Source organism: Pseudorhodoferax aquiterrae, assembly GCF_014652235.1.
Taxonomy (GTDB): Bacteria; Pseudomonadota; Gammaproteobacteria; order Burkholderiales; family Burkholderiaceae_C; genus Pseudorhodoferax; species Pseudorhodoferax aquiterrae.
Genome location: NZ_BMYK01000027.1, coordinates 50,900 through 73,963, shown reverse-complemented (window position 1 = coordinate 73,963; position 23,064 = coordinate 50,900). Strand labels below are relative to the sequence as shown.

22 protein-coding genes are annotated in these 23,064 nt (G+C 71.2%); 3 read left to right on the top strand and 19 right to left on the bottom strand.

Translation table 11 applies throughout. The features are described 5' to 3' along the window. Positions 1 to 32: 32 nt before the first annotated feature. The 14 genes from IE209_RS27640 to IE209_RS27575 form a co-directional block, all read right to left on the bottom strand. Positions 33 to 917 carry a transporter substrate-binding domain-containing protein gene (locus IE209_RS27640; RefSeq protein WP_189690106.1) on the bottom strand — a complete coding sequence of 295 codons (885 nt, stop codon included), beginning with the start codon at positions 915 to 917 and terminating at the stop codon, positions 33 to 35. Positions 918 to 1,162: 245 nt separating this feature from the next. Further along, a complete protein-coding gene (locus IE209_RS27635; protein ID WP_189690099.1) occupies positions 1,163 to 2,857 on the bottom strand; it encodes a diguanylate cyclase in 1,695 nt (564 codons plus the stop codon). A gap of 138 nt (positions 2,858 to 2,995) precedes the next feature. Further along, positions 2,996 to 4,294: a cardiolipin synthase gene (gene cls, locus IE209_RS27630; protein ID WP_189690098.1), complete on the bottom strand. Its 1,299-nt coding sequence runs from the start codon at positions 4,292 to 4,294 to the stop codon at positions 2,996 to 2,998. A 130-nt stretch (positions 4,295 to 4,424) separates the two neighbouring features. Continuing rightward, entirely contained in the window at positions 4,425 to 5,129 is a 705-nt protein-coding gene (locus IE209_RS27625; protein ID WP_189690097.1) for a DUF4198 domain-containing protein, read from the bottom strand. 18 nt (positions 5,130 to 5,147) lie between these two features. After that, the gene (locus tag IE209_RS27620; RefSeq protein ID WP_189690096.1) at positions 5,148 to 7,181 is read right to left on the bottom strand and encodes a TonB-dependent receptor; all 2,034 of its coding nucleotides are present in this window, start codon (positions 7,179 to 7,181) and stop codon (positions 5,148 to 5,150) included. A gap of 89 nt (positions 7,182 to 7,270) precedes the next feature. Continuing rightward, a complete protein-coding gene (locus IE209_RS27615; RefSeq protein ID WP_189690095.1) occupies positions 7,271 to 7,861 on the bottom strand; it encodes a HupE/UreJ family protein in 591 nt (196 codons plus the stop codon). Between the two features lie 11 nt (positions 7,862 to 7,872). Then, positions 7,873 to 8,472 (bottom strand): HupE/UreJ family protein, encoded by a 600-nt coding sequence (locus IE209_RS27610; RefSeq protein ID WP_189690094.1) that lies wholly within the window; start codon positions 8,470 to 8,472, stop codon positions 7,873 to 7,875. Between the two features lie 81 nt (positions 8,473 to 8,553). Next, the gene (locus IE209_RS27605) at positions 8,554 to 9,507 is read right to left on the bottom strand and encodes a hypothetical protein (protein WP_189690093.1); all 954 of its coding nucleotides are present in this window, start codon (positions 9,505 to 9,507) and stop codon (positions 8,554 to 8,556) included. A 198-nt stretch (positions 9,508 to 9,705) separates the two neighbouring features. Further along, positions 9,706 to 10,257, bottom strand: coding sequence for a hypothetical protein (locus tag IE209_RS27600; RefSeq protein ID WP_189690092.1), 552 nt, complete (start codon positions 10,255 to 10,257; stop codon positions 9,706 to 9,708). 74 nt (positions 10,258 to 10,331) lie between these two features. Further along, positions 10,332 to 11,042 (bottom strand): energy-coupling factor ABC transporter ATP-binding protein, encoded by a 711-nt coding sequence (locus IE209_RS27595; RefSeq protein ID WP_189690091.1) that lies wholly within the window; start codon positions 11,040 to 11,042, stop codon positions 10,332 to 10,334. Further along, positions 11,035 to 11,595 carry an ABC transporter permease gene (locus IE209_RS27590; RefSeq protein WP_189690090.1) on the bottom strand — a complete coding sequence of 187 codons (561 nt, stop codon included), beginning with the start codon at positions 11,593 to 11,595 and terminating at the stop codon, positions 11,035 to 11,037. The genes IE209_RS27595 and IE209_RS27590 overlap by 8 nt, the downstream gene beginning before the upstream one ends. Further along, complete coding sequence (locus IE209_RS27585) at positions 11,592 to 12,236, bottom strand: energy-coupling factor ABC transporter permease (protein WP_189690089.1); 645 nt, start codon at positions 12,234 to 12,236, stop codon at positions 11,592 to 11,594. Before IE209_RS27585 ends, IE209_RS27590 begins: the two co-directional genes overlap by 4 nt. Next, positions 12,236 to 12,718 (bottom strand): ABC transporter permease, encoded by a 483-nt coding sequence (locus IE209_RS27580; RefSeq protein ID WP_189690088.1) that lies wholly within the window; start codon positions 12,716 to 12,718, stop codon positions 12,236 to 12,238. Before IE209_RS27580 ends, IE209_RS27585 begins: the two co-directional genes overlap by 1 nt. Positions 12,719 to 12,813: 95 nt before the next feature. Then, on the bottom strand, positions 12,814 to 14,631 hold the full coding sequence (locus IE209_RS27575) for a glutamine--tRNA ligase/YqeY domain fusion protein (protein WP_189690087.1): 1,818 nt from the start codon (positions 14,629 to 14,631) through the stop codon (positions 12,814 to 12,816). Positions 14,632 to 14,808: 177 nt separating this feature from the next. Between IE209_RS27575 and IE209_RS27570 the strand changes: the two genes are divergently transcribed. Beyond that, positions 14,809 to 15,150, top strand: coding sequence for a hypothetical protein (locus IE209_RS27570; protein ID WP_189690086.1), 342 nt, complete (start codon positions 14,809 to 14,811; stop codon positions 15,148 to 15,150). Positions 15,151 to 15,156: 6 nt separating this feature from the next. On the opposite strand, the gene crcB is transcribed toward IE209_RS27570, so the two are convergent. Continuing rightward, the gene (crcB, locus tag IE209_RS27565; protein ID WP_189690085.1) at positions 15,157 to 15,528 is read right to left on the bottom strand and encodes a fluoride efflux transporter CrcB; all 372 of its coding nucleotides are present in this window, start codon (positions 15,526 to 15,528) and stop codon (positions 15,157 to 15,159) included. A gap of 6 nt (positions 15,529 to 15,534) precedes the next feature. On the opposite strand from crcB, the gene IE209_RS27560 reads away from it, so the two are divergent. Next, entirely contained in the window at positions 15,535 to 16,269 is a 735-nt protein-coding gene (locus IE209_RS27560; RefSeq protein ID WP_229883080.1) for an aspartate/glutamate racemase family protein, read from the top strand. Here the strand turns inward: IE209_RS27560 and IE209_RS27555 are convergent. The 3 genes from IE209_RS27555 to IE209_RS27545 are packed head-to-tail and all read right to left on the bottom strand — an operon-like array spanning position 16,241 to position 19,019. Then, on the bottom strand, positions 16,241 to 17,539 hold the full coding sequence (locus tag IE209_RS27555; protein ID WP_189690084.1) for a TRAP transporter large permease: 1,299 nt from the start codon (positions 17,537 to 17,539) through the stop codon (positions 16,241 to 16,243). The two genes, IE209_RS27560 and IE209_RS27555, sit on opposite strands and share 29 nt — an antisense overlap. Next, a complete protein-coding gene (locus IE209_RS27550; protein WP_189690083.1) occupies positions 17,532 to 18,041 on the bottom strand; it encodes a TRAP transporter small permease in 510 nt (169 codons plus the stop codon). Before IE209_RS27550 ends, IE209_RS27555 begins: the two co-directional genes overlap by 8 nt. 9 nt (positions 18,042 to 18,050) lie before the next feature. Beyond that, positions 18,051 to 19,019, bottom strand: a complete 969-nt coding sequence (locus tag IE209_RS27545) for a TRAP transporter substrate-binding protein (protein WP_189690082.1) — start codon at positions 19,017 to 19,019, stop codon at positions 18,051 to 18,053. Positions 19,020 to 19,135: 116 nt separating this feature from the next. Between IE209_RS27545 and IE209_RS27540 the strand changes: the two genes are divergently transcribed. Continuing rightward, positions 19,136 to 22,810, top strand: coding sequence for a hydantoinase B/oxoprolinase family protein (locus IE209_RS27540; protein WP_189690081.1), 3,675 nt, complete (start codon positions 19,136 to 19,138; stop codon positions 22,808 to 22,810). On the opposite strand, the gene IE209_RS27535 is transcribed toward IE209_RS27540, so the two are convergent. Next, entirely contained in the window at positions 22,762 to 23,061 is a 300-nt protein-coding gene (locus tag IE209_RS27535) for a ComEA family DNA-binding protein (RefSeq protein ID WP_189690080.1), read from the bottom strand. The genes IE209_RS27540 and IE209_RS27535 overlap by 49 nt on opposite strands. Positions 23,062 to 23,064 lie beyond the last annotated feature (3 nt).

Here is a 23,064-nt window from a genome sequence, read left to right as displayed (position 1 = left end):
GGCCCGCGGCCGCTCGGTGGTGCGCGGGTGGGTCAATCGACGGGCCGATCGTTCGGTTCCCGGTACAGCTCCAGCAGATCGGGTGATGCTGGCCAGTCCAGGTTCAGTCCGCGCGGCGGGATGGGCTGCTGGAACCACTTGCGGTAGATGCGCATGGCCTCGCCCGAGCGCATCAGCCGCGTGAGTTCGGCATCGACGATGCGCTTGAGCGCGTCGTCGCCGCTGCGCATCATGCAGCCGTACACCTCGGAGGACATGGGCGAGCCGACCACCACCCAGCGCTCGGGCTGCTGGGCCTTGGCACGCTCGCCGTACAGCAGCGCGTCGTCCATCATGAAGGCGTCGACGCGGCCGGCTTCGAGCAGCGCGAAGGACTCGCCGTGGTCCTTGGCGACGGAAATCGTGAACTTGCGGCCGATGCTCTCGTTGAACATGCGCAGCAGACGCTCGGAGGTGGTGGCCGCCGTGACGACCACGCGCTTGCCCACCAGATCCGGGAAGTCGCGGATGCCCGAATCGCGTGCGGTCATGAGCCGCGTGCCGATCTTGAAGATCGACACCGAGAATGCGACCTGGCGCGCGCGTTCCCGGTTGTGGGTGGTGGACCCGCATTCGATGTCGACCGCGCCGTTCTGCACCAGGGCCAGGCGGTTCTGCGGCGTCACCGGCACGAGCTTGATCGTCAGCGCGGGCAGTTGCAGCTCGGCCTTGAGACCGTCCAGCACGCGCAGCATGAGGTCGTGCGAGTAGCCCAGCACCTGGCGCCGCTCGTCGTAGTAGGAGAAGGGCACCGAGGACTCCCGATGGCCCAGATTGATCTGTCCGGAGTCGGCAATGCGCTTGAGCGTGTCGGTGGGCTGGGCTTGTGCGGCGGCGCCGAGCAGAAGGCAGGTGGTGGCGATGAGCTTGCGCAGCATGGAAGAAAGGGGCGTGGAGGCGCGCATGCGGACCTGCAGCACGCCCCGTGCCAAGGCCTGCGCATGCGCGGCACGGGCCGACATGGGCAGGCGGGTCGAACGGATTTCCGCTCGGACCGCAGGCGCGCGGACGGAAATCCGTCCTCCGCGCACGTGCGTGGGCTGCCGGGAGGCGCGCGGCCAGGCCGGTTCCTGGTCGCTGGGTCAGGAGATCCCGACCAATCCCTCGCCGGAGCCGGTAGGCGTCACAGCAGAGCGGCCAGCGAGGATACCTGGTTTCTGCCCATGTCCTTGGCGCGGTAGAGCGCCAGGTCGGCGCGTTCCACCAAGGCCTGCAGCGTGCGATCCGTCGGCGCGATCTGCGCCAGCCCGATGCTGACGGTGACCCGGCCGACGGCCCCCGTGGTGGACGCACCGATCGCGAGGCGCAGGCCCTCGGCGAGTTCGCCCGCGGCCTCCAGCGAGGTATCGGGAAGCAACAGGACGAACTCCTCGCCACCCCAGCGCGCGAGGAGGTCGGTTCTGCGCATGCGGGACTGCAGGCAGCTGGCGATGCGCTTGAGAACCTGGTCGCCGACGGCGTGGCCATGGGTGTCGTTGACGGCCTTGAAGTGGTCGGCGTCGACCATGCAGGCGCACAGGGGGCGGCCGCCACGCAGGGCCAGATCGAACAGCAGCTGGGCCTTCGGCTCGAACCCGCGGCGGTTCAGGAGGCCGGTCAGGGGGTCGCGGCGCGCCTGCTTCGCCAACTCGGCGTTCGCTGCCTCCAGTTCGGCCGTGCGGGCGGCGACCTGCCGCTCCAGATCCGCCTGCGATTCGATCAGGCGCTGCGTCATGCGCGACAGTGCACGCGACAGGCCCAGGACCTCCTTGCTGCTGCTGGCCGGGGGAATCCGCACCTCGGCATGGCCGGCCTCGATGCGATTGGCCGCATGCGTGAGCATGGCCAGATCGCTGCCCAGGCGGCGCGCGCCGAACCAGGCCGCGATGGACAGCACCAGCGCCGTCGCGAGCCCGGCGGCACCCGCCACCACCAGCACGTTGCGCGCCGGCTCGAAGGACTTGCCGCTGTGCGCACGCACGACCACCTGCCAACCGATCTCGGCCACCGGCGATCCGGCGCCTGCCGGTGCCAGCGTCGCCAGGTATTCCTGGTTGTCCATCCAGCGCTCGGTCCATGGCATCGGCGGCTGCGCTGCCGCAGCGGGCCGGGTGCGCAGGCGCTGGCCCGCCGCGCGCAGGGCCGCCGTTCTTCCGCCCGAGGCATACAGCAGCGCGCCCGCCTTGTCGAAGATGAGCAGCTCGATGCCGCGGGCCGCGGCGTCGGATGGCAGGACGCGCTCGCTGACCTGCCTCGCCCAATCCCAGCTCAGGTGGGTCGCCAGCACGCCCACGGTGCGGCCGTCGATCTGGATGGGCGCGGCCAGATCGAGGAAGCGCAGCGGGTCGCCACTGGCCGGGCTGGGCAGGTAGGGCTCCAAGAGAACCGCGGGATGCACGTCACCGAGATAAGGCCCGGCCAGGCCGTGCCTGAACCACGGGCGTGCCGCCACGCTCTGGCCCTGGAGCAGTCCGTCCGTCGAGGCCACGATGACGCCCTGCAGGTCGGCCACGCCGATCCACAGGCTGTTGGGACTGACGGCCCGGGCCCGGCCCAGCAAGGCAACGACGCCCGCAGAGTCGAGGCCCTCGCGCCACAGCGTTGGCGACTGGACCATGACGGAGATCTCGCGGCGGCGTTCGGCCAGGCCGTCCGAGAGCAACTGCACCGCGCTGGCCGCGATGGTCTGGATCTCGGCGCCCGTGCGCGCTTGCGCGTGTTCGCGGAAGGCCCCGCCGAAGATCAGCGCCAGTGCGAGCGCGAGTCCTCCGAACAAGGCCAGGGCCAGCACCAGGATCTGCGAGACGAGCGAGCGTTCCGCGCGGGAAGGCCGAAGCATGATGGACGAATGGTGGGCGCTGCGGTGGTGCAGTGGCGGTGTGAGCGAGGTCAACCAGCCACTGTAGCGCCCCGCTGCCATGGAAATGTGGTGCAACTGTGACCGCCACCGCCGTGCTGGCGGCGTAGGACGCCACGCCTAGAGTTGCGCCGACAGCAGCGCGGCCACGCGTTCCTTCGCCTTTTCCAGCAGCGGCCGCTCCTGCCAGGCCTGCAGCGTGATGCGCCTGGACTGCTGCAGGTCGCGCTCGAACTGCCTGGTCAGTTCCTCGGCGAACGCGGCGTCGTAGATGTTCAGGTTGGCCTCGTCATTGAGGCGGAAGGAGCGGTTGTCGAAGTTCGTGGAGCCGACGGACACCAGCAGCCCGTCGACGACGAAGATCTTGCAGTGGAACATCGTGGGCTGGTATTCGCTGATCTGCGCGCCGGCCTCGAGCAGAGGTCCCCAGCTGGCCCGGGAAGCGGCCCGGACCGTCTCGGCGTCGATGATGGGGCCGGGCACGATGATGCGCACGCGCACGCCGCGTTTCATGGCCTCGACCAGGGCATGGATGGCCAGGTCGTCCGGCACGAAGTAGGCACTCGAGAGGTCGATGGTCCGGGTCGCCGCGGCGATCGACAGCAGATACATGAGGTGCATGCTGTCGCTGCCGCCCGTCGGGGAACTGCTGAAGACCTGCGCACGGCCGTTACCGGCCGGGCTGACTGCCGGGAAGTACCGCTCGTCGTGCAGCACTTCGCCCGAGGCCTTGATCCAGTTGTCCATGAACACGGCCTGCATCTGCGCGACCACCGGTCCTTCGACCGCGAAGTGCGAGTCGCGCCAGTGCTCGGGGTCCTGGGCGTGGCCGGTCCACTCGGGCGCAATGCCCACGCCGCCCGTGAACCCGATGCGGCCGTCGACGACGAGCAGCTTGCGGTGCGTGCGGTTGTTGACGCGCGTGATGTCGTACCAGGCCGGCTTGTGGAACTTGCGGATCTGCACGCCTGCCGCCTGCATCTCCTGCAGGAAGGCTTCGTCAATCTTGGCGCTGCCGACCCAGTCCAGCAGCACATGGACGGGGATGCCGGCGCGGGCGCGTTCCGACAAGGCATCGGCGAACTGGCGTCCGATGTCGCCGGACCAGTAGATGTAGGTCTCGAAGGTGATGCTGCGCTGCGCACCGCGGATGGCGGCGAGCATGGGCGGGAAGATGCTGTCGCCGTTGTGCAGCGCCTGGAACCGGTTGCCTTCGACGATGGGCGGCCCCAGCAGGACGCCCATGGCGCGCTGGTACTGCACGTCGTCGGTGCCGTAGGACCGCTGCACCTGTTCCTCCAGCTTGCGCTCGCCTCCTGCCAGGTTGACGGCCAGCAAGGTCAGCACCAGCGTGATGCAGGACGCCGCGATGGCGACGAAAAGCTTGCCCCTGGCTCTGCCGTTGTTCTTGACTGTCATCCGTTCGCCCCGTCTTGTTCGGTCCGGGGCGATCATCCCGCAGGGGCGGGTGGGCGGCGCGCGAAGCTTGTCGGGCCCAAGCGCGAATGCGTGTCCGACAGCCGCCCTTTGTGGCGCGCCGTCGCCGGGATCAGTCGTGCGTCTGGAACGCGAACAGGTACTCGTAGCTCAGCTGCGTGGTCTTGGGGTTGCCCTGCACCGGGATGCGGAGGATTGCGAGCAGCTGGTTGCGGCCTTCGACCGGCGTGACCATGGCCGTGCCGTCGGCGCCGCTCGTGACGGGCGTGCCGTCCTCACCGATGGACAGGCGCACGCCGGCCACGGGCTTGCCGTCCTTGAGCACCTGCACCTTCATGGGCTTGCCGGCCTGCGGGTCCTTGGAATCGGTGCCGACGATCTCGAAGGCCTGGCCCAGCTCCTTGCGCGCGATCAGGCCCCACTGCAGCACGGTCTTGTGGAACTTCATGGCGTGCACGCCGCTCGTGGCGCCCGGGTTCTGGTCCATGGGCTTGTTGACCATGGGACTGCCTTCGGCCTTGCTGAAGAAGCCGTTGTCGAACTCGGCGGCGAGCATGGCCGGCTCGCGCGCGGGCTTGACGCGCACGCCGTCGGTGGCGGCCTGGGTCGCCACGTCGATCTTGCGGCCGCGGCGGTCGTAGGCCGTTACGGCCTTGAGCTTGCTGCTGTCGAAGCTCTCCAGCTTGCCTTCGTGGCCGCCGAACTGCACGAGGTAGGCGCCCTGGGCATCGGGCACGAGCCAGACGTTGTGGGCCTGGGCAGCGCCCATGCCGAGGGCCATGGCCGTGATGGCGAGGATGGATCGGATCGGTGTCATGTCGTGTTTCCTGTGAAGTCAGAACTGCATTTGCACGCCGACCTTGAGCGTGCGCGGCGCGCCGGGCGCGAAGAGCTGCGTGCCGCCGATAAGGGAGGCGGTGCTGGCGTAGACCTTGTCCGTCACGTTGGCCACGGTCGCGTAGACCTGGTACGGCCGGGCGCGCCAGGTCAGGCCCAGGTCCAGCGTGTTGTAGCCGCCGTAGACCAGGCTGTTGTCGGCGTTGACGGCGTAGCTGCCCACCCGGCGCCAGGTCACGGTGCCGGTCCAGTTGGCCAGCGGCGACCAGGCGGCCGAGGCGGTGGCCGTGTAGCGCGGCACGGCGGCCACGCGCTTGCCGACCAGGGCGGGGTTGGCGTTGGCCGTCACCTCGGAGTTGGCGCTGCCATAGGTCAGCGACAGGTCCAGGTCGCGCCGTGCGGCCCACAGTGCGCTGACTTCCACGCCGGTGCGGCGGGTTGCGCCGTTGTTCTCGTAGATGCCCGGGGCCACGGTGCGGATCTCGTCGGACGAGACCAGGCGGTAGGCCGCCACATCGAGCGAGATGCCGGGGCGCGGCTTCCACTGCGCGCCGACTTCGGTCTGGCGGAACACGTTGGGGTCGAGCTTGGCGGCGCCCAGCGCGTACTTGGCGAAGGTGTTGGGCAGCGCGAAGCCCTCGGCCCAGCTGGCGCGCAGCTCCAGTTCGGGCAGCACGTCGGAACGCACGCCGAGCTTGGGGCTGGTGTGCGTGAGCTTGTTCAGCGGGCCGCAGGGGTCGCCGCCAGTCTCCGGCCCATTCCTGGCGCACGAACCGCTGAAGCGGTCCCAGCGCAGGCCGAAGGAGGGCTTGAACAGCCTGTGCACGGGGGCCTCGATCTCGGTGAAGGCCGACAGGCTGTTGAGCTTGGAGTTGCGGTCGCTGATGGCGCCGGTGGTGCGCGCGCGGTTGACCAGGTCGTCGAAGTACTGGTAGTCCGTGCGCTCGCGGAAGGTCTCCAGGCCGACCACCCAGTTCAGCGGCGTGAAGGCCGTCTGGCTGCGCCCGTTCAGGCTGGTGCCGGCGCCGAACACGTCGCGGTCGTAGTGTTCCTCGCGCTGGCGCCAGCTGGTGGCGTTGGCCGGGCGGCTGAACCAGCGCGTGAAGTCCTGGCGCGTCGCGTAGGCGAAGGTCAGCAGCTTGAGATCGGGCGCGAGCTGGTAGTTGATGTCGGCGCGCGCGGTGCCGAAGTGCTTCATCGCGCCGTCGTTCATGGCGCGCGGGTCCTTGCCGTAGGGGTTGCTGGCGAACTGGGCGGCCGTCACGTAGCCGGGGTTGTCGCCGTCGGCCTGGTGCAGGCGGGCCGACAGCGCGATCTCCAGGTCGGGCGTCACGGCCTTGGTCCAGCGGCCCGCGATGGTGGTGCGCTCGGCCTGCGATTGCGCGCGAAAGCCGTCGGTGCGGACGTGCTGGGCCGCCAGGTTGAGGGACTCGCCGTCGCGGATGCGCAGGCCCAGCGCGGCCTGGGCGTCCAGCGTGCCGTGCGAACCGATGCTGAGGTCCAGGTCCTTGTACTCGCCGCGCTTGCGCGTTTCCACGGCCACGAGGCCGGCGCGGTTGAAGTTGCCGTACAGCGCGGAGACCGGGCCGCGGAACACGCGCAGGCGCGCGATCTCCAGCGGCACGATGACGTTGAAGTCCACGTAGCCGTCGGCATGCGACATGGCCTCGTTGAGCGGGATGCCGTCGAGCACCACCCCGAGGTCGCCGCCATGGCCGCCACCGCCGAAGCCGCGCAGCACGATGGTGTCGGCCACGCCCGAGAGCTGGTAGTTCTGCACGTGCATGCCGGGCACGTTGCGGAACAGTTCCTGGGCCTGGCTCACATGCAGCTGCTGGATCTCCTCGGCCTCCAGCGTCGTCGTGGAGTAGGAGGCGGCGGCGTCGCGCAGGGTGGCGCCCTTGACGTCGACGGTGCGCAGCTGCGGCGCAGCGTCGGGGGCGGGCGACTGGGCCTGGGCCGGCTGCGACAGCGCAACGAGAAGGGCGCTGACGGCGGGAACGCGTCGCTGGCGGTGGGCGATGGAACGCATGGATGATGTGAGAAGAATCTGAGAATTTTCCTACACGCGTTTGTAACGCAGGCCTTCGACGCGGATATGACAGCGGCCGGACGGCCGGCTCAAGCCGGACGGGCGATGCCCAGCGTCAGCACCAGCAGCGCGCTGGCGCTGAGCCAGGAGGCCAGCACGCGCACGCCCACGCGGGCCCAGGGCTTGTGCAGCGGATGCACGGCACCGGCGAGGCAGGCCGTGCACAGCGTGGCGCCGACGAAGGTGCCGGCCAGCGCGGCCGCGCGTTGCGCAGGCGCCATGCCGTCGGGCGCGGAGCCCAGGCCCACGGCCAGGCCGGCCAGGGCCGCCAGCGGCACCAGCGCCCAGGTGGGCCAGGGGCGCGCCAGCACCACGCCCAGGCCCAGCACGGTGCCCAGGGCCAGCAGCCAGGGATCGGGCTCGGGCAGGCCCTGCAGCCGCAGGCTCAGACACAGGCCCGGCACCAGCGCTGCCGCCAGCGCGCCCATGGCCGGGCGGCTGGCCCCCAGGCCGCGCTGGCCGAACAGCAGGCCCAGGGCGAGCAGCGCGATCAGGTGGGCCGGGCTCATGAAGGGGTGCAGCACGCCGCTGTAGAACGCGCCCACGCCCTTGATCTCGCCGTGCGCCCAGGCGGCGCCGGCCGAGCCGGCAGCGGCGGCCGCACCGACGCGCCGCGCCATGCGGCACCAGCTCACATGGCGCCTTGCAGGAAGAACAGGCCGACCACCGAGATCGCACCACCCGCGGCGCGCACGGCGACACGGCCGGCCGGCGACCGCACGAGGGCGCCGAAGCCGATGCCGGCCAGGTGCAGCAGACCGGTGGCGATGACGAAGCCCAGGCTGTAGACCAGCGGGCTGCTCTCGTGCGGCAGCTCCGTGCCGTGGGCATGGCCGTGGAACACCGCGAACACGGCCACCAGCAGGCCGGCGACCCACAGCGGCGGGCGCACGGCGAAGGCCACCATGCCGCCCAGCAGCACGGCCGACAGCGCGATGCCGAGCTCCACGCCGGGCACGGGAATGCCCAGCACGCCGAGCACGCCACCCATGGCCATCACGAGCGGAAACACCACGGGCAGCACCCACAGCGCCGGCGCGCCCAGGAACGCGCCCCACAGGCCCACGGCGACCATCGCGACCACATGGTCCGGGCCCAGCAGCGGGTGCATGAAGCCGGCGGCGAAGCCGCCGCCCAGGTGTTCGGTCGAATGGGCCAGGGCGGGCAGCGCGATCAGCGGCAGCAGCAGGCAGGCGAGGATGCGCAGGACGGTACGGGCGGAAGCAGGCATGGTGGTTGGCAAGACGGAAGCGGACAACTCTAGGCACGGTGCGTGACAGGGCGTTGACGCCCGGCCACGCCCTCCCACGGTTCAGCGCATGGCCAGCGGGTGGTAGCCGCGGCTCGGCAGACGCCAGGCCTGCAGCCGCTGCGCCGTTTCGCGCCGTGCGCCGGCCAGCTGGCCGGCGATGCGCGCCGCACAGGCCCAGCCGGGGGCGTCGAGCGTGTCGCGCCAGGCCTGCAGGGCCGGCATCAGGCCGGGCTGCAGCCAGACGTCCCAGCATTCGGCCTCGGCCGGCAGCCGCTTGAGGCCTTCGTGCACGGCGTCGGCCAGCGTGCGCAGGCGCAGCACCGCGCGCTCGGTGCGGCAGGCGGGGCGGAAGTCGCGCACCAGCCGGTTCTTGCCGTCCGGGCGCCGGGACTGCAGCGTCAGCAGCCGCTGGATCTGCTGCAGCGCGAGCCGCGTGGAGCGGCAGGGCAGCGGTGCGCACAGGGGCAGTGCGGGCGCGGCGCCGTGGCGCGTGGCGAAGGCCGGGCCCAGCATCAGCGTGGCCAGGCGCAGCCATTCGTGCGGCGCCAGGCCGGCCGTGGCATGCGGCAGGCCGGCCAGCGCCAGCACCTCGTCGAAGCTGCGCGCGCCCTTGGCGCGGTTGGCCCGCACGCTCATCACCGCCAGGTTGCCGGCGGCGTAGGCGGCGTCGTTGTTGAGCCGGTCGATGGACCAGTCGGTGTCCAGCCGCTCGCCGTGGGTCAGTTCGGCGCGCGTGACCGGGCAGTGCGTGATGTCGAGCGCGCGCAGCAGCGCGGGCGTGACTTCGTCGTCCACGATGCGGCCACGGCGCCAGGCGTTCAGGCGCAGCTGCAGCCATTTGCGCACGAAGCGGTCGGGCGTGCCGCGGGCCAGGCGCGCGTGGGCCGCGGCGTCCAGGCCTTCGCGCACGGGCTGCGGCCAGCCGCTCTGGCGCTCCCAGCGGGTGCGGGTGTGGATGTCGTGGCCGAGCCTGCGCCCGGCCTCGGCGAGGTCGTGTTCGGTGGTGTGCGTCATGGCAGATCCTGCGTGCCCCGTCCAGCGGACGCGCGCGCCCACGGGACGGTGCTGGCTGACGGGAGGCCGGGCGCGCGCCGCAAACGGGTGGCGGCGGCGCGCGGGCCGCTGGCAAGGCGACGGCGCGCCGTGCCGTGCGCCGTGGCCGGACGCAAGGACGCTTCGCCGTCGGGGCCCGCGCCGGGCGGGCTGCAGGAGCTAGCCGCGTGGAGGCCGTTCGGATGGGGCCGGCACATGGCTGCGCCAGTGCACGGCGGCCTGCGGCGGCCAGTGCAGAGCGCGGACGGCCGGCAGCGGGATGCGCAGTTCGGCGGCGAGCGCGAGCGGCATCGCCATGCCGCCGGCCGCGGCATGGGCAGCGCCCTGGCCATCGTCCCGCGCGCCGACGGTCACCACGCCGGCGTGGTCCGGCCCGTGGTGGTGGCGCTCGAACAGGCCGTGGTGATGGGGGTGTGCGCCCGCGCCGTGGGCATGGCCGCTTGCACCGGGCCGCAGTTTGGCCTGCAGGCGCAGGGTGTCGATCAGCCGTGCGGTCTGCGGGCCGACCAGGGCTTGCAGCTGGCGGCCGACCAGCGCGGCCCAGCCGCCGCCCGGAGCGATGTCGGCCTGGGCTTCGTGCCGGTGGTCGGGGCCGAGGATGCGCACCAGCGCGCTGCCCAGGCCGTACAGCGGCACGGTCACCAGCAGCAGGGTGACCACGGCCTGGCGCAGGGCCGCGGGCAGTTGCAGGAAGAGGCGTGGTGGCGTCACGGCAGGGGCTCCGGCGCCAAAGCGCACGGAAGCTGCCATTGTTCGCGGCCGTGTGAAATGCCGATGACAGCAGTTCAGGCGAGGTCGGCGCGTGCCAGCAGGGCGGTGTCTGCCAGTGCCTCATCCAGCGGCCCGTCGTAAGCCAGCCCGCCACCGGCCAGCACCAGCGCGCGCCGGCCCAGCTGCGGTGCGCTGGCCAGCTGGTGCGTGCTCGTGATCACGGTGGCCGGGCTCTGCGCCAGCCAGTCAAGCAGCCAGCGCGCCGTGCGCGGATCCAGGTGGGCCAGCGGCTCGTCCAGCAGCAGCAGGCGCGGCTCCATGACGAGCACGCAGGCCAGCGCCAGGCGTTGCTTCTCGCCGCCCGAGAGCAGGAAGGGCGGTTTGTCCAGCAGGTGGGCGATGCGCAGCCTGGCCGCCCAGTCGGCGATGCGCGCTTCGGCATCGGCCAGCCCCAGGCGGCGTGGGCCGTAGCCGATCTCGTCGCGCACCGTGGGGTTGAAGAGCATGGTCTCGGGATGCTGGAACAGCAGGCCCACTTCGCGGCGGAAGCGCCGGGCCCAATCGGTGCGGCGTGCGCGCGCCGGCGTCACGGTCTCGCCCGCGTAGCGGTAGCTGCCCGCGCGGGGGAAGACCAGTGCGTCGAGCAGCTGCAGCAGCGTGGACTTGCCACCGCCGTTGGCGCCCAGCAGCACGAGCTTCTCGCCCGCGGCGATGCGCAGCGACAGGCCCGACCAGAGGGGCGGTGCGTCGGGCCAGCCGAAGGCCACGCCCTCCAGCTCAATCATCGAAACCGCCGCGCGCGCGCACCGCCATGGCCGAGGCCTGGGCGCCGGCCACGGCCTGGTCCAGCAGGTGGCCGGCCGTGGCCGCGCCGTGCTGGGCCCGGGCGCGCAGGCCGCCGTTGCCTGCCGTGCGGCTGCGAAAGGCCAGGCCGTGGGCGCGCACGAGGCGGGCGAAGACCTGGGCCTGGCCGGCCGCCAGCGTGGCCAGGAACTGCAGCGTGGGCGCGAAGGCCAGCGCCTGCAGCACGTTGACCCGCGCCACGAAGGCGAAGCCGAGCAGCACCAGCAGCAGCACGCGCAGGTTCATCACCAGCAGCGGCTCGGCCAGTGGCGCCAGCGGACGGCCTTGCAGCAGTGCCTGCAGCAGCAGGCCGCTGCTCACGGCCAGGTTGAAGGCCAGCACCGCCAGCAGGCTGCGGCGCAGCAAGGGCCAGCGCCGCGGGCCGGCCAGCCACAGCGCCAGCAGCAGGCCGGCCGCCAGCGTGCGCGCGTCGTGCACCATGCCTGCGCCCAGCACGGCCAGCAGATAGGCGGCGAACCAGCGCGCCGGGGTCATGTGAACTGCCAGCGCCGCGCTCGGGCGGCGCGCCAGACCAGCACCGTCAACGCGCCCTCGGCCAGCCCCAGCAGGGCGTGCGGCGCGAGGATGGCCGGCAGCACCACGGCCGGCCCGAACGGGAAGAACAGGGGCGTGCCGTCGGCGCGCTGCGCCAGCCAGGGCTGCAGGCCCAGGACCAGCCCCACCAGCGCGGCCGGGACCATGACGGCGCACCAAGTGGCCAGCAGCACGGCGGCGTCCTCGTGCCAGGCGCGCAGCGCGCGGAACACGCCGACCGCGACCAGTGCCCCTGCGCCGCCGATGGCCAGGGCGTTGACGGGCAGGGCCGTGATGCCGCCGGCACCGAACAGCAGGGACTGCAGCAGCAGCACCAGGCTGTAGCCCAGAAAGGCCAGCCGCGCCCCGAACAGCAGGGCCAGCAGGGCCACGCCGACGGCATGGACCGAGGTGCCGCCGGGCAGGGGCAGCATCACCAGGCCCATGGCGTAGACCAGGGCCGTGAGCGCAGCCAGGCGCGGCACCAGGTGCTCGTCCAGCCGCGCGCGCAGGCCGCGGCCGGCCGCCCACCAGGCCACGGCCGCCACCGCATAGGCCGGCAGGTAGGTCTGGGGCGACAGGAAACCGTCGGGGATGTGCATCAGCGCGGTGGGCGGCGCAGCAGGCGCCGACCGAGCAGGCCCAGGCCCAGGATCAGGCACACGCCCGCCACCACGCGCCCCCAGTCGGGCAGCGCTGGCGCGGGCGGCTCGGCAGCCGCGGGGGGAACGCCGTCGTGCTGCGGGATGGCCAGCGCGGTCTCGATGCCGTGGCCGTCGGCCGCATAGGCGCGCAGCCGCCAGCCCATGGCGGCGGCACCGGTGCCCGGCAGCAGCACCAGGCGCCCCGCGCCGTCGGTGAGCCCGGTCTGAACGGGCTCCTTGCCCTCGCCGCGGAACAGTTCGTAGCGTTCGAAGGCGAAGGGCTCGCCGTCGGTGAAGCGCAGCGCGACGACGATGGCCTCGCCGACCTGGAGCTCGTGCCGCAGCGCATGCGATGAGGCCGTGTCCGCGCAGGCCCAGGCAGCGAGCGCGCAGGCCGCGGCGCGGGCGGCCATGCCGCCACGCCATCTGGTCGAATCCATGCGTGGTGTACCCATAAGAGGAATTTCTTGTTCCTCTTACGAGTATCGCAGCCCTGGGCCGGGCGGTGATGCGGCGTAGGGCGGGGCGGAGGGGCCTACTTGCCCCAGCTGTCCTTCAGGCCCGTGGTGCGGTTGAACACCGGCTTGTCGGGGTGGTGGTCGCGCCGGTCGGCCACGAAGTAGCCATGGCGTTCGAACTGGAAGCGGTCGTCCACGCTGGCGCTGGCCAGGGACGGTTCCAGGTAGGCCTGCACGGTGCGCAGGCTGTCCGGATTCAGGCTGTCCAGGAAGTTCTTGCCGCCCGCGTCCGGGTGCGGGTCGTTGAACAGGCGCTCGTACAGCCGCACCTCGGCCGGCACGGCGTCGTGCACGCCGACCCAGGTGATCACGCCCTTGACCTTGACTGCGTCTGCGCCCGGGGTGCCGCTCTTGGTGTCGGGCACGAGCTCGGCATGCACCTCGGTGATGCGGCCCTCTGCATCGCGCACGGCGCCCGTGCACTGCACCACATGGCCGTACTTCAGGCGCACGCGGTTGCCGGGCTTGGTGCTGCCGTCGGCCGCGGTCTGCGGCGGGTACAGGCGGTGGAAGCCCTTGGGCGGCGTTTCCTCGTAGTCCGTGCGCTCGATCCACAGTTCGCGACCGAACTGGAACTGGCGCCGGCCCTGCGCGGGGTCGTGCGGGTTGAGCGGCGCGCTGCAGGCGTCCAGCGTGCCGGCCCCGTGCAGCGCGTCCCAGTTGGTGATGACCAGCTTGACCGGGTCCAGCACGGCCATGGCGCGCTTGGCCGTGGCGTCCAGCGTGTCGCGCAGCGCGCCTTCCAGCGTGCTGTAGTCGATCCAGCTGTCGCTCTTGGTCACGCCGATGCGTTCGGCGAACAGCTGGATGGCTTCGGCCGTGTAGCCGCGCCGGCGCAGGCCGACGATGGTGGGCATGCGCGGGTCGTCCCAGCCGCTCACGCGCTGCTCGTTGACGAGCTGGGCGAGCTTGCGCTTGCTGGTGATCACGTAGGTCAGGTTCAGCCGCGCGAACTCGTACTGCCGCGGCGGCGGGGCCGACAGCAGGCCGCCTTCGGCCAGGCGCTCGAGCAGCCAGTCGTAGAACGGCCGCTGGTCTTCGAACTCCAGCGTGCAGATGCTGTGCGTGATCTGCTCCAGCGCGTCCTCGATCGGGTGCGCATAGGTGTACATCGGGTAGATGCACCAGCGGTCGCCCGTGTTGTGGTGCGTGGCGCGGCGGATGCGGTAGATCGCCGGGTCGCGCATGTTGATGTTGGGGCTGGCCATGTCGATCTTGGCGCGCAGCACGGCCGCGCCGTCCGCGAGCTTGCCATCGCGCATCTCACGGAAGCGGGCCAGGTTCTCGGCCGGCGTGCGCGTGCGGAACGGGCTGTCCACGCCGGGCTTGCCGAAATCGCCGCGGTTGGCGCGCATTTCCTCGGGCGTCTGCTCGTCCACGTAGGCGTGGCCGGCCCCGACCAGGTACTCGGCCGCGCGGTACATGAAGTCGAAGTAGTCGCTGGCCTGGTAGAGGTGGGCGGTGCCGCCGGACTCCCAGTTGAAGCCCAGCCAGCGCACGCTGTCCACGATGCTGGCGACGTACTCCTGGTCTTCCTTCTCGGGGTTGGTGTCGTCGAAGCGCAGGTGACAGACGCCGCCGTAGTCGCGCGCCAAGCCGAAGTTCAGGCAGATGCTCTTGGCATGGCCCACGTGCAGGTAGCCGTTGGGCTCGGGCGGAAAGCGCAGGCGCACGCGGGCCGGGTCGCTCGGGCCCTGGGCATGGTGGGCGGCATCGCCCGGGCTGCCGCCCCAATGGCGGCTGGCATAGGTGCCCTGGGCCAGGTCGTTCTCGATGATCTGGCGCAGGAAATTGCTTTGTTTGTGGTCGGTCGGCTCGGCCGCGGGGGAATTCATGCGGCCGATTCTAGGAGCGGAGCGCAGATCGCTCAGGACGAGGCTTTGCGCGGCCCGGCGCGGCATCCGTTACCCGCCGTAACCTGTTTAACGCGCGCTGCGTCATCCATTTGCATCTTCGTGCGTCAATAGCCACATGGCCGCAGTCTGCGGCGACGCAATCGAAGGAGTACGCACATGGCAAACGAGCAAGCAGGCCGCTGGATCGCCGCTGCGGCCATCGGCATGGCCGGCCTGGCCCTGGCAACGGGCGCGCAGGCGCGCGACGTGGTGTGGTCGGTCGGCGTGGGTGCGCCCGGGGCCCAGGTGATCGTGGGCAATGCGCCGGTCTATGTGGCGCCGCCCGTCTATGTGGCGCCGGCGCCACGCTACTACCAGCCGCCGCCCGTCTACTACGTGCCGCCGCCGCGGGTCTACTACCAGCCGCAACCCATCTACTATGGCCCGCCGCCGCATTTCCATGGGCACCGGCACGGCCACAGGCATGGCCACCGGCACCGCGACGGCTGGCGGCGTTGAACGCCGTCAGCGCAGCACGAGCACGGTGCGCAAGCCCGCAATGGTCAGCGCCAGCGAGCCGAGCAGATGGATGGCTGCGGTGGCCAGTGCCACGCCGTAGCGTTCGTCCCGCAGCATGAGCACGACTTCGGCAGAAAAGCTGGAAAACGTCGTCAGCGCACCCAGGAATCCGGTGACGAGCGCCAGCCGCCACGCCGGGTGCAAGGCCGGTGCGGCCTCGAACATGCCGATGCACACGCCGATCAGATAGCCCCCGATCAGATTGGCTGCCAGCGTCCCCAGCGGGATCGGGCCATGGGCGTTGAGCCACAGGGACAGGCCCCAGCGGCCCAGCGCGCCCAGGCAGGCGCCGCAACAGACGGCGATGACAGATAGCATGGTGTGGTGACTCGGAACGGTTCGCCCGCCACTGTAGCCGCAGCCACGGGCTGGCTGGGCGTGGTCATGCTGGACACGCGCTTTCCCCGCCCGCTCGGCGACATCGGCCATCCCGACAGCTTTGGCTGCGCCGTGCGCCACATGCGCGTGGCGGGCGCGTGGCCGCGCGAGGTGGTCGGCTCGCCGACCGCGCTGCGGGCCATGGCGCCGGCCTTCGTGGATGCCGTGCGGGCACTGGCAGCGCAGGGCGCCTGCGCCGTGACGACGAGCTGCGGTTTTCTGGTGCTGCTGCAGGACCTGTTGCAAGCGGTGACTCCCGTCCCCGTGCGCAGCTCCAGCCTGCTGCAGCTGCCGCCCTTGCTGGACGCGGCGCAGCGGGTGGGGGTGCTGACCATCGATGCCCGAGCGCTCACGCCAGCACACCTGCATGCGGCCGGCGTACCGTCCGCGCGCTTGCCCGATGTGGTGGTGCAGGGCGTGGCGCCGGACAGCCATTTCGTCGCCGCGATCCTGGGCAACGCCGATGCGCTGGATGCCGCCCGGGCCGAGGCCGAGGTGGTCGCCGCGGCCCTGGCGCTGCAGGCCCGCGCGCCCGAACTGCGCACGCTGGTGCTGGAATGCACCAACCTGCCGCCCTATGCGGCGGCGGTGCAGGCGGCGACGGGCTGGCGCTGCCAGTCGCTGCTGGACGACCCGGTGCTGCGTGCGGCCGTCACATCATCTTCTGCGGCAGCCAGGTGACCAGGCCGGGGAACAGGTACAGCAGCAGCACCGCCAGGCACACCAGCGCGAACATCGGCACCGAGACCTTGGCGATCCAGGGCAGCTCCTTGCCCGTCATGCCCTGCAGCACGAACAGGTTGAAGCCCACGGGCGGCGTGATCTGCGCCATCTCCACGACCAGCACGATGAAGATGCCGAACCAGATCGGGTCGATGCCGGCCTTCTGCACCGTGGGCATCAGCACGCCCATGGTCAGCACCACCATGGAAATGCCGTCCAGGAAGCAGCCCAGGATGATGAAGAACACGGCCAGTGCCGCGATCAGCTGGCCCTGGCTCAGGCCCAGCGTGGCGATCCACTCCGCCAGGTGCCGCGGCAGGCCGATGTAGCCCATGGACAGCGTGAGAAAGGCCGCGCCCGCGAGGATCAGCGCGATCATGCAGTACAGCCTTGTGGCGCCCAGCAGCGCATCGCGGAAGGTGGCCCAGTTCAGCGAGCCCTGCGCCGCCGAGATGATGAGCGAGCCCACCACGCCCAGTGCCGCCGCCTCGGTGGCCGTGGCGATGCCCGTGTAGATGGAGCCCAGCACCGCCACGATGAGCAGCACCACCGGGATCAGGCTGCGCGAGGCCGCGAGCTTCTGCGCGAAGCTGGTCTTCGCATCCGCCGCGGGCACCTGCTCGGGGTTGCGCAGGGCCCACAGCATGATGTAGCCGGAGAACAGCAGGCCCAGCACCAGGCCGGGCACGACCCCGGCGATGAACAGCCGCGCGATCGAGACCTCGGCCGCCACGCCGTAGACGATCATGATGATGGACGGCGGGATCAGCAGCCCCAGCGTGCTGGCGCCGGCCAGTGTGCCCACGACCATGTGGTCGGGGTAGCCGCGGCGCTTGAGCTCGGGCAGCGTCATCTTGCCGATGGTGGCGCAGGTGGCGGCGCTGGAGCCCGACACCGCCGCGAAGATCGTGCAGCCCACCACGTTGGTGTGCAGCAGCCGCCCCGGCAGGGCCTGCATCCAGGGCGACAGGCCCTTGAACATGTCCTGGCTCAGCCGCGTGCGGAACAGGATCTCGCCCATCCAGACGAACAGCGGCAGCGCCGTGAGCGTCCAGCTCGAAGCGGAGCCCCAGATCGTCACGGCCATGGCGTCGCCGGCGGGCCTGGAGGAGAACATCTGCATGCCGATCCAGGCCACGCCCGACAGCGTGAGGCCGATCCAGACGCCGCTGCCCAGGATCAGGAACAGCGACAGCACCAGCAGGCCGGTGATGGCGAGGTCACTCATTGCGCAGCGCCTCCCCGCTGGCGGCCTGCACGCGGCGCCCGCGCAGCTCGAGCACCAGCTCGTCGGCGAAGGCGATGGCGAACACCACCGTGCCGACCGCCATGGCCAGCTGCGGGATCCACAGCGGCGTTGCGTCGTTGGAGGTGGAGATGTCGTGGAACGCGTGAGACTGCCAGGCCAGACGGCAGCTGTAGAACGCGAACAACAATGCCAGCAGCGTGGCCAGGCCCAGCGACCACAGCTCCAGCGCCCTGCGTGCACCCCCGCGCAGGGCGTTGATCAGCAGCGTCACGCGGATGTGCTCACCGCGCTTGAGCGTGTGCGCCAGCGCCAGGAAGCCGGCGGCGGCCATCAGGTAGCCTGCATAGGCGTCGATGCCGGGAATGTTGAAATGCAGCTGCCGGCCCAGGATGGACAGCAGCACGGAGATCAGCAGCGCGACCATGAACAGCGCCGCCAGCCAGGCGGCGCCGTCGTAGAGCGCGTCGAGCAGGCGACGCATGCCTTGCGCTTACTTGCGGTACGCGTCGACCAGGGCCTTGCCGTCGGGGCCGGCCTTGTCGAGCCATTCCTTGAGCATGGTGTCGCCGACCTTGGCCATGTCGGCCTTGAGCTGCGCAGGCGGCGGCAGGATGTTCATGCCGTTGGCCTTGAGCTTTTCCTGCGTGTCGGTGTTTTCCTTCTTGGACGCCGCCCAGCCGCGCGTCTCGGCCTCGGCAGCGGCCTTGAGCAGCGCTGCCCTGGTCGTTGCGTCGAGGGCGTCGAGCGCGGCCTTGTTGACGATGACGGCGTTCTTGGGCAACCAGGCCTGGGTGTCGTACCAGTACTTGATGTGTTCGTAGGTCTTGGTGTCGAAGCCGGTGGACCCCGAGGACATGTAGGACTCGATGACGCCGGTGGCCATGGCCTGCGACAGTTCGGCGGCCTGCACCGTGACGGGCTGGGCGCCCACGAGCTCGGCGATGCGGGCCGTGGCCGGGCTGTAGGCGCGCCACTTCACGCCCTTGAGGTCGGCGGCGGACTGGATCGGCTTCTTCACGTAGATGCCCTGGGGCGGCCAGGCCACGGTGTAGAGCAGGGCCATGCCCTGTTCGCCGAGCTTCTTGTCCAGCAGCGGCTTTTGCGCCTGGTAGAGCTTCCAGGCGGAGTCGTAGCTGTCGGCCAGGAACGGGATGCCGTCGGCGCCGAACACCTGCCATTCGTTCTGGAAGTTCACGAGCAGGATCTCGCCTGCCTGGGCCTGGCCACCCTGCACGGCGCGCTTGATCTCGGGCGCCTTGAACAGCGAGGCGTTGGCATGCACCGTGATCTTGAGCTTGCCGCCGGTGGCCTTGTCCACGTCGGCCGCGAACTGGTTCAGGTTGACGGTGTGGAAGTTGGTGGCCGGGTAGGCGGCCGGAAGGTCCCACTTGGCCTGGGCGGATGCATGGGACGCACAGGCCAGCGCGGCAGTCGCGAGCAGGACGGAATGAAGCTTCATGGTCTCTCCGGTGGATGGGGAAGGCGAAGAAAGCCAGCATAGACGCAATTCCCGGGCCACCCGCCCCGTGTTTGTCCGCAAGGGCGGGCACGTACCATGCATGCGGAGTCCTGCGCATGCAAACCAACGAAACCGCTTCCCCTTCCCCCGCCCGCTGGCAGTTCTGGATCGACCGCGGCGGCACCTTCACCGACATCGTGGGCCGCCGGCCCGACGGCAGCCTTGTCACGCACAAGCTGCTGTCCGAGAACCCGGAGCGCTATGACGACGCGGCCGTGGCCGGCATCCGCGCACTGCTCGGCCTGGCCAGTGGGGAGCCCATCACGGCCGAGCGCGTGGCCTGCGTGAAGATGGGCACCACGGTGGCCACCAACGCACTGCTCGAGCGCAAGGGCGCGCCCACGCTGCTGGTGACCACGCGCGGCTTTCGCGATGCGCTGCGCATCGCCTACCAGAACCGGCCCCGGCTGTTCGACCGCCACATCGTGCTGCCCGAGCTGCTCTACAGCGCCGTGGTCGAGGCCGAAGAACGCGTGGCGGCCGATGGCGCGGTGCTGCAGCCGCTGGACGAGGACGGGCTGCGCGTGCAGCTGCAACAGGCCTTCGACGGCGGCCTGCGCAGCGTGGCCATCGTGTTCCTGCACGGCTGGCGCTTCACGGCGCACGAACAGGCGGCCGCGCGCATCGCCACCGAGCTCGGCTTCACCCAGGTCAGCGCCTCGCACCGCACCAGCCCGCTCATGAAGCTCGTGAGCCGCGGCGACACCACGGTGGTCGATGCCTACCTCTCGCCCATCCTGCGCCGCTACGTGGACCGCGTCGCAGAGCAGATGCCGGGCGTGCGGCTGCTGTTCATGCAGTCTTCCGGCGGGCTGGCCGATGCCCATGCCTTCCAGGGCAAGGACGCGATCCTGTCGGGCCCGGCCGGCGGCATCGTGGGCATGGCGCGGACAGCGGAGCTGGCCTGCACCGATGACGCGGCAGCGCCGGGCGGCGAGGCGCGCGTGATCGGCTTCGACATGGGCGGCACCTCGACCGACGTGTCGCACTACGCCGGCAGCTTCGAGCGCGAGTTCGAGACCCAGGTGGCCGGCGTGCGCATGCGTGCGCCCATGCTGTCCATCCACACCGTGGCAGCCGGCGGCGGCTCCATCCTGCAGTTCGACGGCCAGCGCTTTCGCGTGGGACCGCAGAGCGCGGGCGCCAACCCGGGGCCGGCCAGCTACGGCCGTGGCGGCCCGCTCGCGGTGACCGATGCCAACGTGCTGCTGGGCAAGCTGCAGCCTGACTGGTTCCCGCGCGTGTTCGGACCGGGCGGCGAGGCGCCGCTGGACCTGGCCGTGGTGCGCCAGCGCTTCGCCGAACTCGCGGCCCAGGCCGGGCGCAGCGCCGAGCAGGTGGCCGAGGGCTGCATCGCGATCGCGGTGCAGCAGATGGCCAATGCGATCAAGAAGATCTCGGTGGCGCGCGGCTACGACGTGACGCGCTACACCCTCCAGTGCTTCGGCGGCGCGGGCGGCCAGCATGCCTGCCTCGTGGCCGATGCGCTGGGCATGGACCGGGTCTTCGTGCATCCGCTGGCCGGCGTGCTGAGCGCCTACGGCATGGGCCTCGCGGACCAGGCCGTGATCCGCGAGCAGGCCCTGGAGCTGCCGCTGCTGTCCGAGCATCTGCCGGCCGTGGTGGCCGCGCTGGAGCGCCTGGTCGATGCGGCCGGCACCGAACTTGCGCGCCAGGCCTTCGGCGAGGGCGCCGCCCTGGTGCACCGGCGCGTGCACCTGCGCTACCAGGGCAGCGACACGGCGCTGGTCGTGCCCTTCGGCGGTCTGGACCAGATGCAGGCCGCGTTCGAGGCCGCCTACCGCCAGCGTTTCTCCTTCGGGATGCCGGGCAAGGCCCTGGTGGTCGAGGCCGTGTCGGTCGAGGCGGTGCTGGCGGGCGATGCACCGGCCGAGCCGCTGCTGCCGCTGGCCGCGCCACGGCCCACGCCGGTGCGCGCGCAGGTGCGCATGTACTGCGATGGCGCCTGGCGCGAGGCCGCGCTGGTGGTGCGCGAGGACCTGCGGCCCGGCGACCGCATCGCCGGCCCGGCCATCATCGCCGAGCGCAATGCGACCACGGTGCTGGAGCCCGGCTGGGAGGCCAGGCTGACGGGCCGAGACCACCTCGTGCTGCAGCGCCGCCAGGCCCGCGCCCTGGCCCATGCGGCCGGCACCACGGTGGACCCGGTGCTGCTGGAGGTCTTCAACAACCTGTTCATGAACATCGCCGAGCAGATGGGCCTGCAGCTGCAGAACACCGCCCACTCGGTCAACATCAAGGAGCGCCTGGATTTCAGCTGCGCGCTGTTCGACGGCGCCGGCCACCTGGTCGCCAATGCGCCGCACATGCCCGTGCACCTGGGCTCCATGGGCGAGAGCATCCAGGCCGTGATCCGCGCCAACCAGGGCCGGATGCAGCCGGGCGACGTGTTCGCGCTGAACGATCCCTACCACGGCGGCACGCACCTGCCCGATGTGACGGTGATCACGCCGGTCTACCTGCGCGACGACGACGCGCAGCCGCTGTTCTACGTGGGCTCGCGCGGCCACCATGCCGACATCGGCGGCAGCACGCCGGGCTCGATGCCGCCGTTCTCCACGCGCATCGAAGAAGAGGGCGTGCGCATCGTCAACTTCAAGCTGGTCGAGCGTGGGCAGCTGCGCGAGGCCGAGCTGCTGGCCCTGCTGCGTTCCGGGGAGTTCCCGGCGCGCAATCCGCAGCAGAACCTGGCCGACCTCAAGGCGCAGATCGCGGCGAACGAGAAGGGCGTGCAGGAGCTGCGCCGCATGGTGGCGCAACACGGCCTGGACGTGGTGCGCGCCTACATGGGTCATGTGCAGGACCACGCCGAGGAATCGGTGCGCCGCGTCATCACGCGCCTGAAGGACGGTGCCTTCAGGCTGCCGCTGGACAACGGCGCGCAGATCCAGGTGGCGGTGCGCGTGGACGCCGCGGCGCGCAGCGCCGTGATCGACTTCACGGGCACCTCGCCCCAGCAGACGCACAACTTCAACGCGCCCACGGCGGTCTGCATGGCGGCCGTGCTCTACGTGTTCCGCACGCTGGTGGACGACGACATCCCGCTCAACGCGGGCTGCCTCAAGCCGCTCAAGGTCATCATCCCGCCGGGCTCCATGCTGAACCCGAACCCGCCGGCCTCGGTGGTGGCGGGCAACGTGGAGACCTCGACCTGCATCACCAATGCCTTGTTCGGCGCGCTGGGCGTGATGGCGGCCGGCCAGTGCACGATGAACAACTTCACCTTCGGCAACGCGCAGCACCAGTACTACGAGACGATCGCGGGCGGCTCGGGCGCGGGCCAGGGTTTCGATGGCACCAGCGTCGTGCAGACCCACATGACGAACTCGCGCCTGACCGATCCCGAGGTGCTGGAGCACCGCTTCCCGGTGCGGCTGGAGAGCTACGCCATCCGCGCCGGCTCGGGTGGCGCCGGCCGCTGGCGCGGCGGCGACGGCGGCGTGCGGCGCGTGCGCTTCCTGGAGCCCATGACGGCCAGCATCCTGTCGAACGGGCGCGTGCACCCGGCCTTCGGCATGGCCGGCGGCGACCCCGGTGCGCCGGGCCTGAACCGCGTGCTGCGCGCCGATGGCCGCGTGGAGGCACTGGGCCACATCGGCCAGGTGCAGATGCAGCCCGGCGACGTGTTCGAGATCCACACGCCGGGCGGCGGGGGCTTCGGTCAGTGCGCGGCGGAGGCGGCCTTGGACGCTGGCGTGGGCGGTTCGTAGGCCTGGCCGTTCACGCGCAGGCCCTGGGCCGAGAAGCGCGCCGCGTTGCCCGGCCCGATCCCCTTGATGCGGGCCATCAGATCGGCCCAGTCGCGGAACGGCGCCTTGGCGCGCTCCTCGAGCATGGGCGTGGACAGGCCGGGGCCGATGCCGCGCAGGCCGTCCAGCTCTGCGGCGCTGGCCTGGTTGACTTCGAGCGCCCAGACGGGCGTGGCCAGGGCCAGCAGCACGGCGACCAGGGCGCTGCGCATGGG

Excerpts from the sequence above, each read along its gene's own strand:
- IE209_RS27615 (WP_189690095.1), bottom strand. The coding sequence starts at position 7,861 with ATGGCGCGGCGCGTCGGTGCGGCCGCCGCTGCCGGCTCGGCCGGCGCC.
- IE209_RS27595 (WP_189690091.1), bottom strand. The coding sequence starts at position 11,042 with ATGATTGAGCTGGAGGGCGTGGCCTTCGGCTGGCCCGACGCACCGCCC.
- IE209_RS27625 (WP_189690097.1), bottom strand. The coding sequence starts at position 5,129 with ATGACACCGATCCGATCCATCCTCGCCATCACGGCCATGGCCCTCGGC.
- IE209_RS27555 (WP_189690084.1), bottom strand. The coding sequence starts at position 17,539 with ATGAGTGACCTCGCCATCACCGGCCTGCTGGTGCTGTCGCTGTTCCTG.
- IE209_RS27580 (WP_189690088.1), bottom strand. The coding sequence starts at position 12,718 with ATGGATTCGACCAGATGGCGTGGCGGCATGGCCGCCCGCGCCGCGGCC.
- IE209_RS27540 (WP_189690081.1), top strand. The coding sequence starts at position 19,136 with ATGCAAACCAACGAAACCGCTTCCCCTTCCCCCGCCCGCTGGCAGTTC.
- cls (WP_189690098.1), bottom strand. The coding sequence starts at position 4,294 with ATGACAGTCAAGAACAACGGCAGAGCCAGGGGCAAGCTTTTCGTCGCC.
- IE209_RS27585 (WP_189690089.1), bottom strand. The coding sequence starts at position 12,236 with ATGCACATCCCCGACGGTTTCCTGTCGCCCCAGACCTACCTGCCGGCC.
- IE209_RS27545 (WP_189690082.1), bottom strand. The coding sequence starts at position 19,019 with ATGAAGCTTCATTCCGTCCTGCTCGCGACTGCCGCGCTGGCCTGTGCG.
- IE209_RS27570 (WP_189690086.1), top strand. The coding sequence starts at position 14,809 with ATGGCAAACGAGCAAGCAGGCCGCTGGATCGCCGCTGCGGCCATCGGC.
- IE209_RS27590 (WP_189690090.1), bottom strand. The coding sequence starts at position 11,595 with ATGACCCCGGCGCGCTGGTTCGCCGCCTATCTGCTGGCCGTGCTGGGC.
- IE209_RS27575 (WP_189690087.1), bottom strand. The coding sequence starts at position 14,631 with ATGAATTCCCCCGCGGCCGAGCCGACCGACCACAAACAAAGCAATTTC.
- crcB (WP_189690085.1), bottom strand. The coding sequence starts at position 15,528 with ATGCTATCTGTCATCGCCGTCTGTTGCGGCGCCTGCCTGGGCGCGCTG.
- IE209_RS27550 (WP_189690083.1), bottom strand. The coding sequence starts at position 18,041 with ATGCGTCGCCTGCTCGACGCGCTCTACGACGGCGCCGCCTGGCTGGCG.
- IE209_RS27635 (WP_189690099.1), bottom strand. The coding sequence starts at position 2,857 with ATGCTTCGGCCTTCCCGCGCGGAACGCTCGCTCGTCTCGCAGATCCTG.
- IE209_RS27640 (WP_189690106.1), bottom strand. The coding sequence starts at position 917 with ATGCTGCGCAAGCTCATCGCCACCACCTGCCTTCTGCTCGGCGCCGCC.
- IE209_RS27535 (WP_189690080.1), bottom strand. The coding sequence starts at position 23,061 with ATGCGCAGCGCCCTGGTCGCCGTGCTGCTGGCCCTGGCCACGCCCGTC.
- IE209_RS27605 (WP_189690093.1), bottom strand. The coding sequence starts at position 9,507 with ATGACGCACACCACCGAACACGACCTCGCCGAGGCCGGGCGCAGGCTC.
- IE209_RS27610 (WP_189690094.1), bottom strand. The coding sequence starts at position 8,472 with ATGCCTGCTTCCGCCCGTACCGTCCTGCGCATCCTCGCCTGCCTGCTG.
- IE209_RS27620 (WP_189690096.1), bottom strand. The coding sequence starts at position 7,181 with ATGCGTTCCATCGCCCACCGCCAGCGACGCGTTCCCGCCGTCAGCGCC.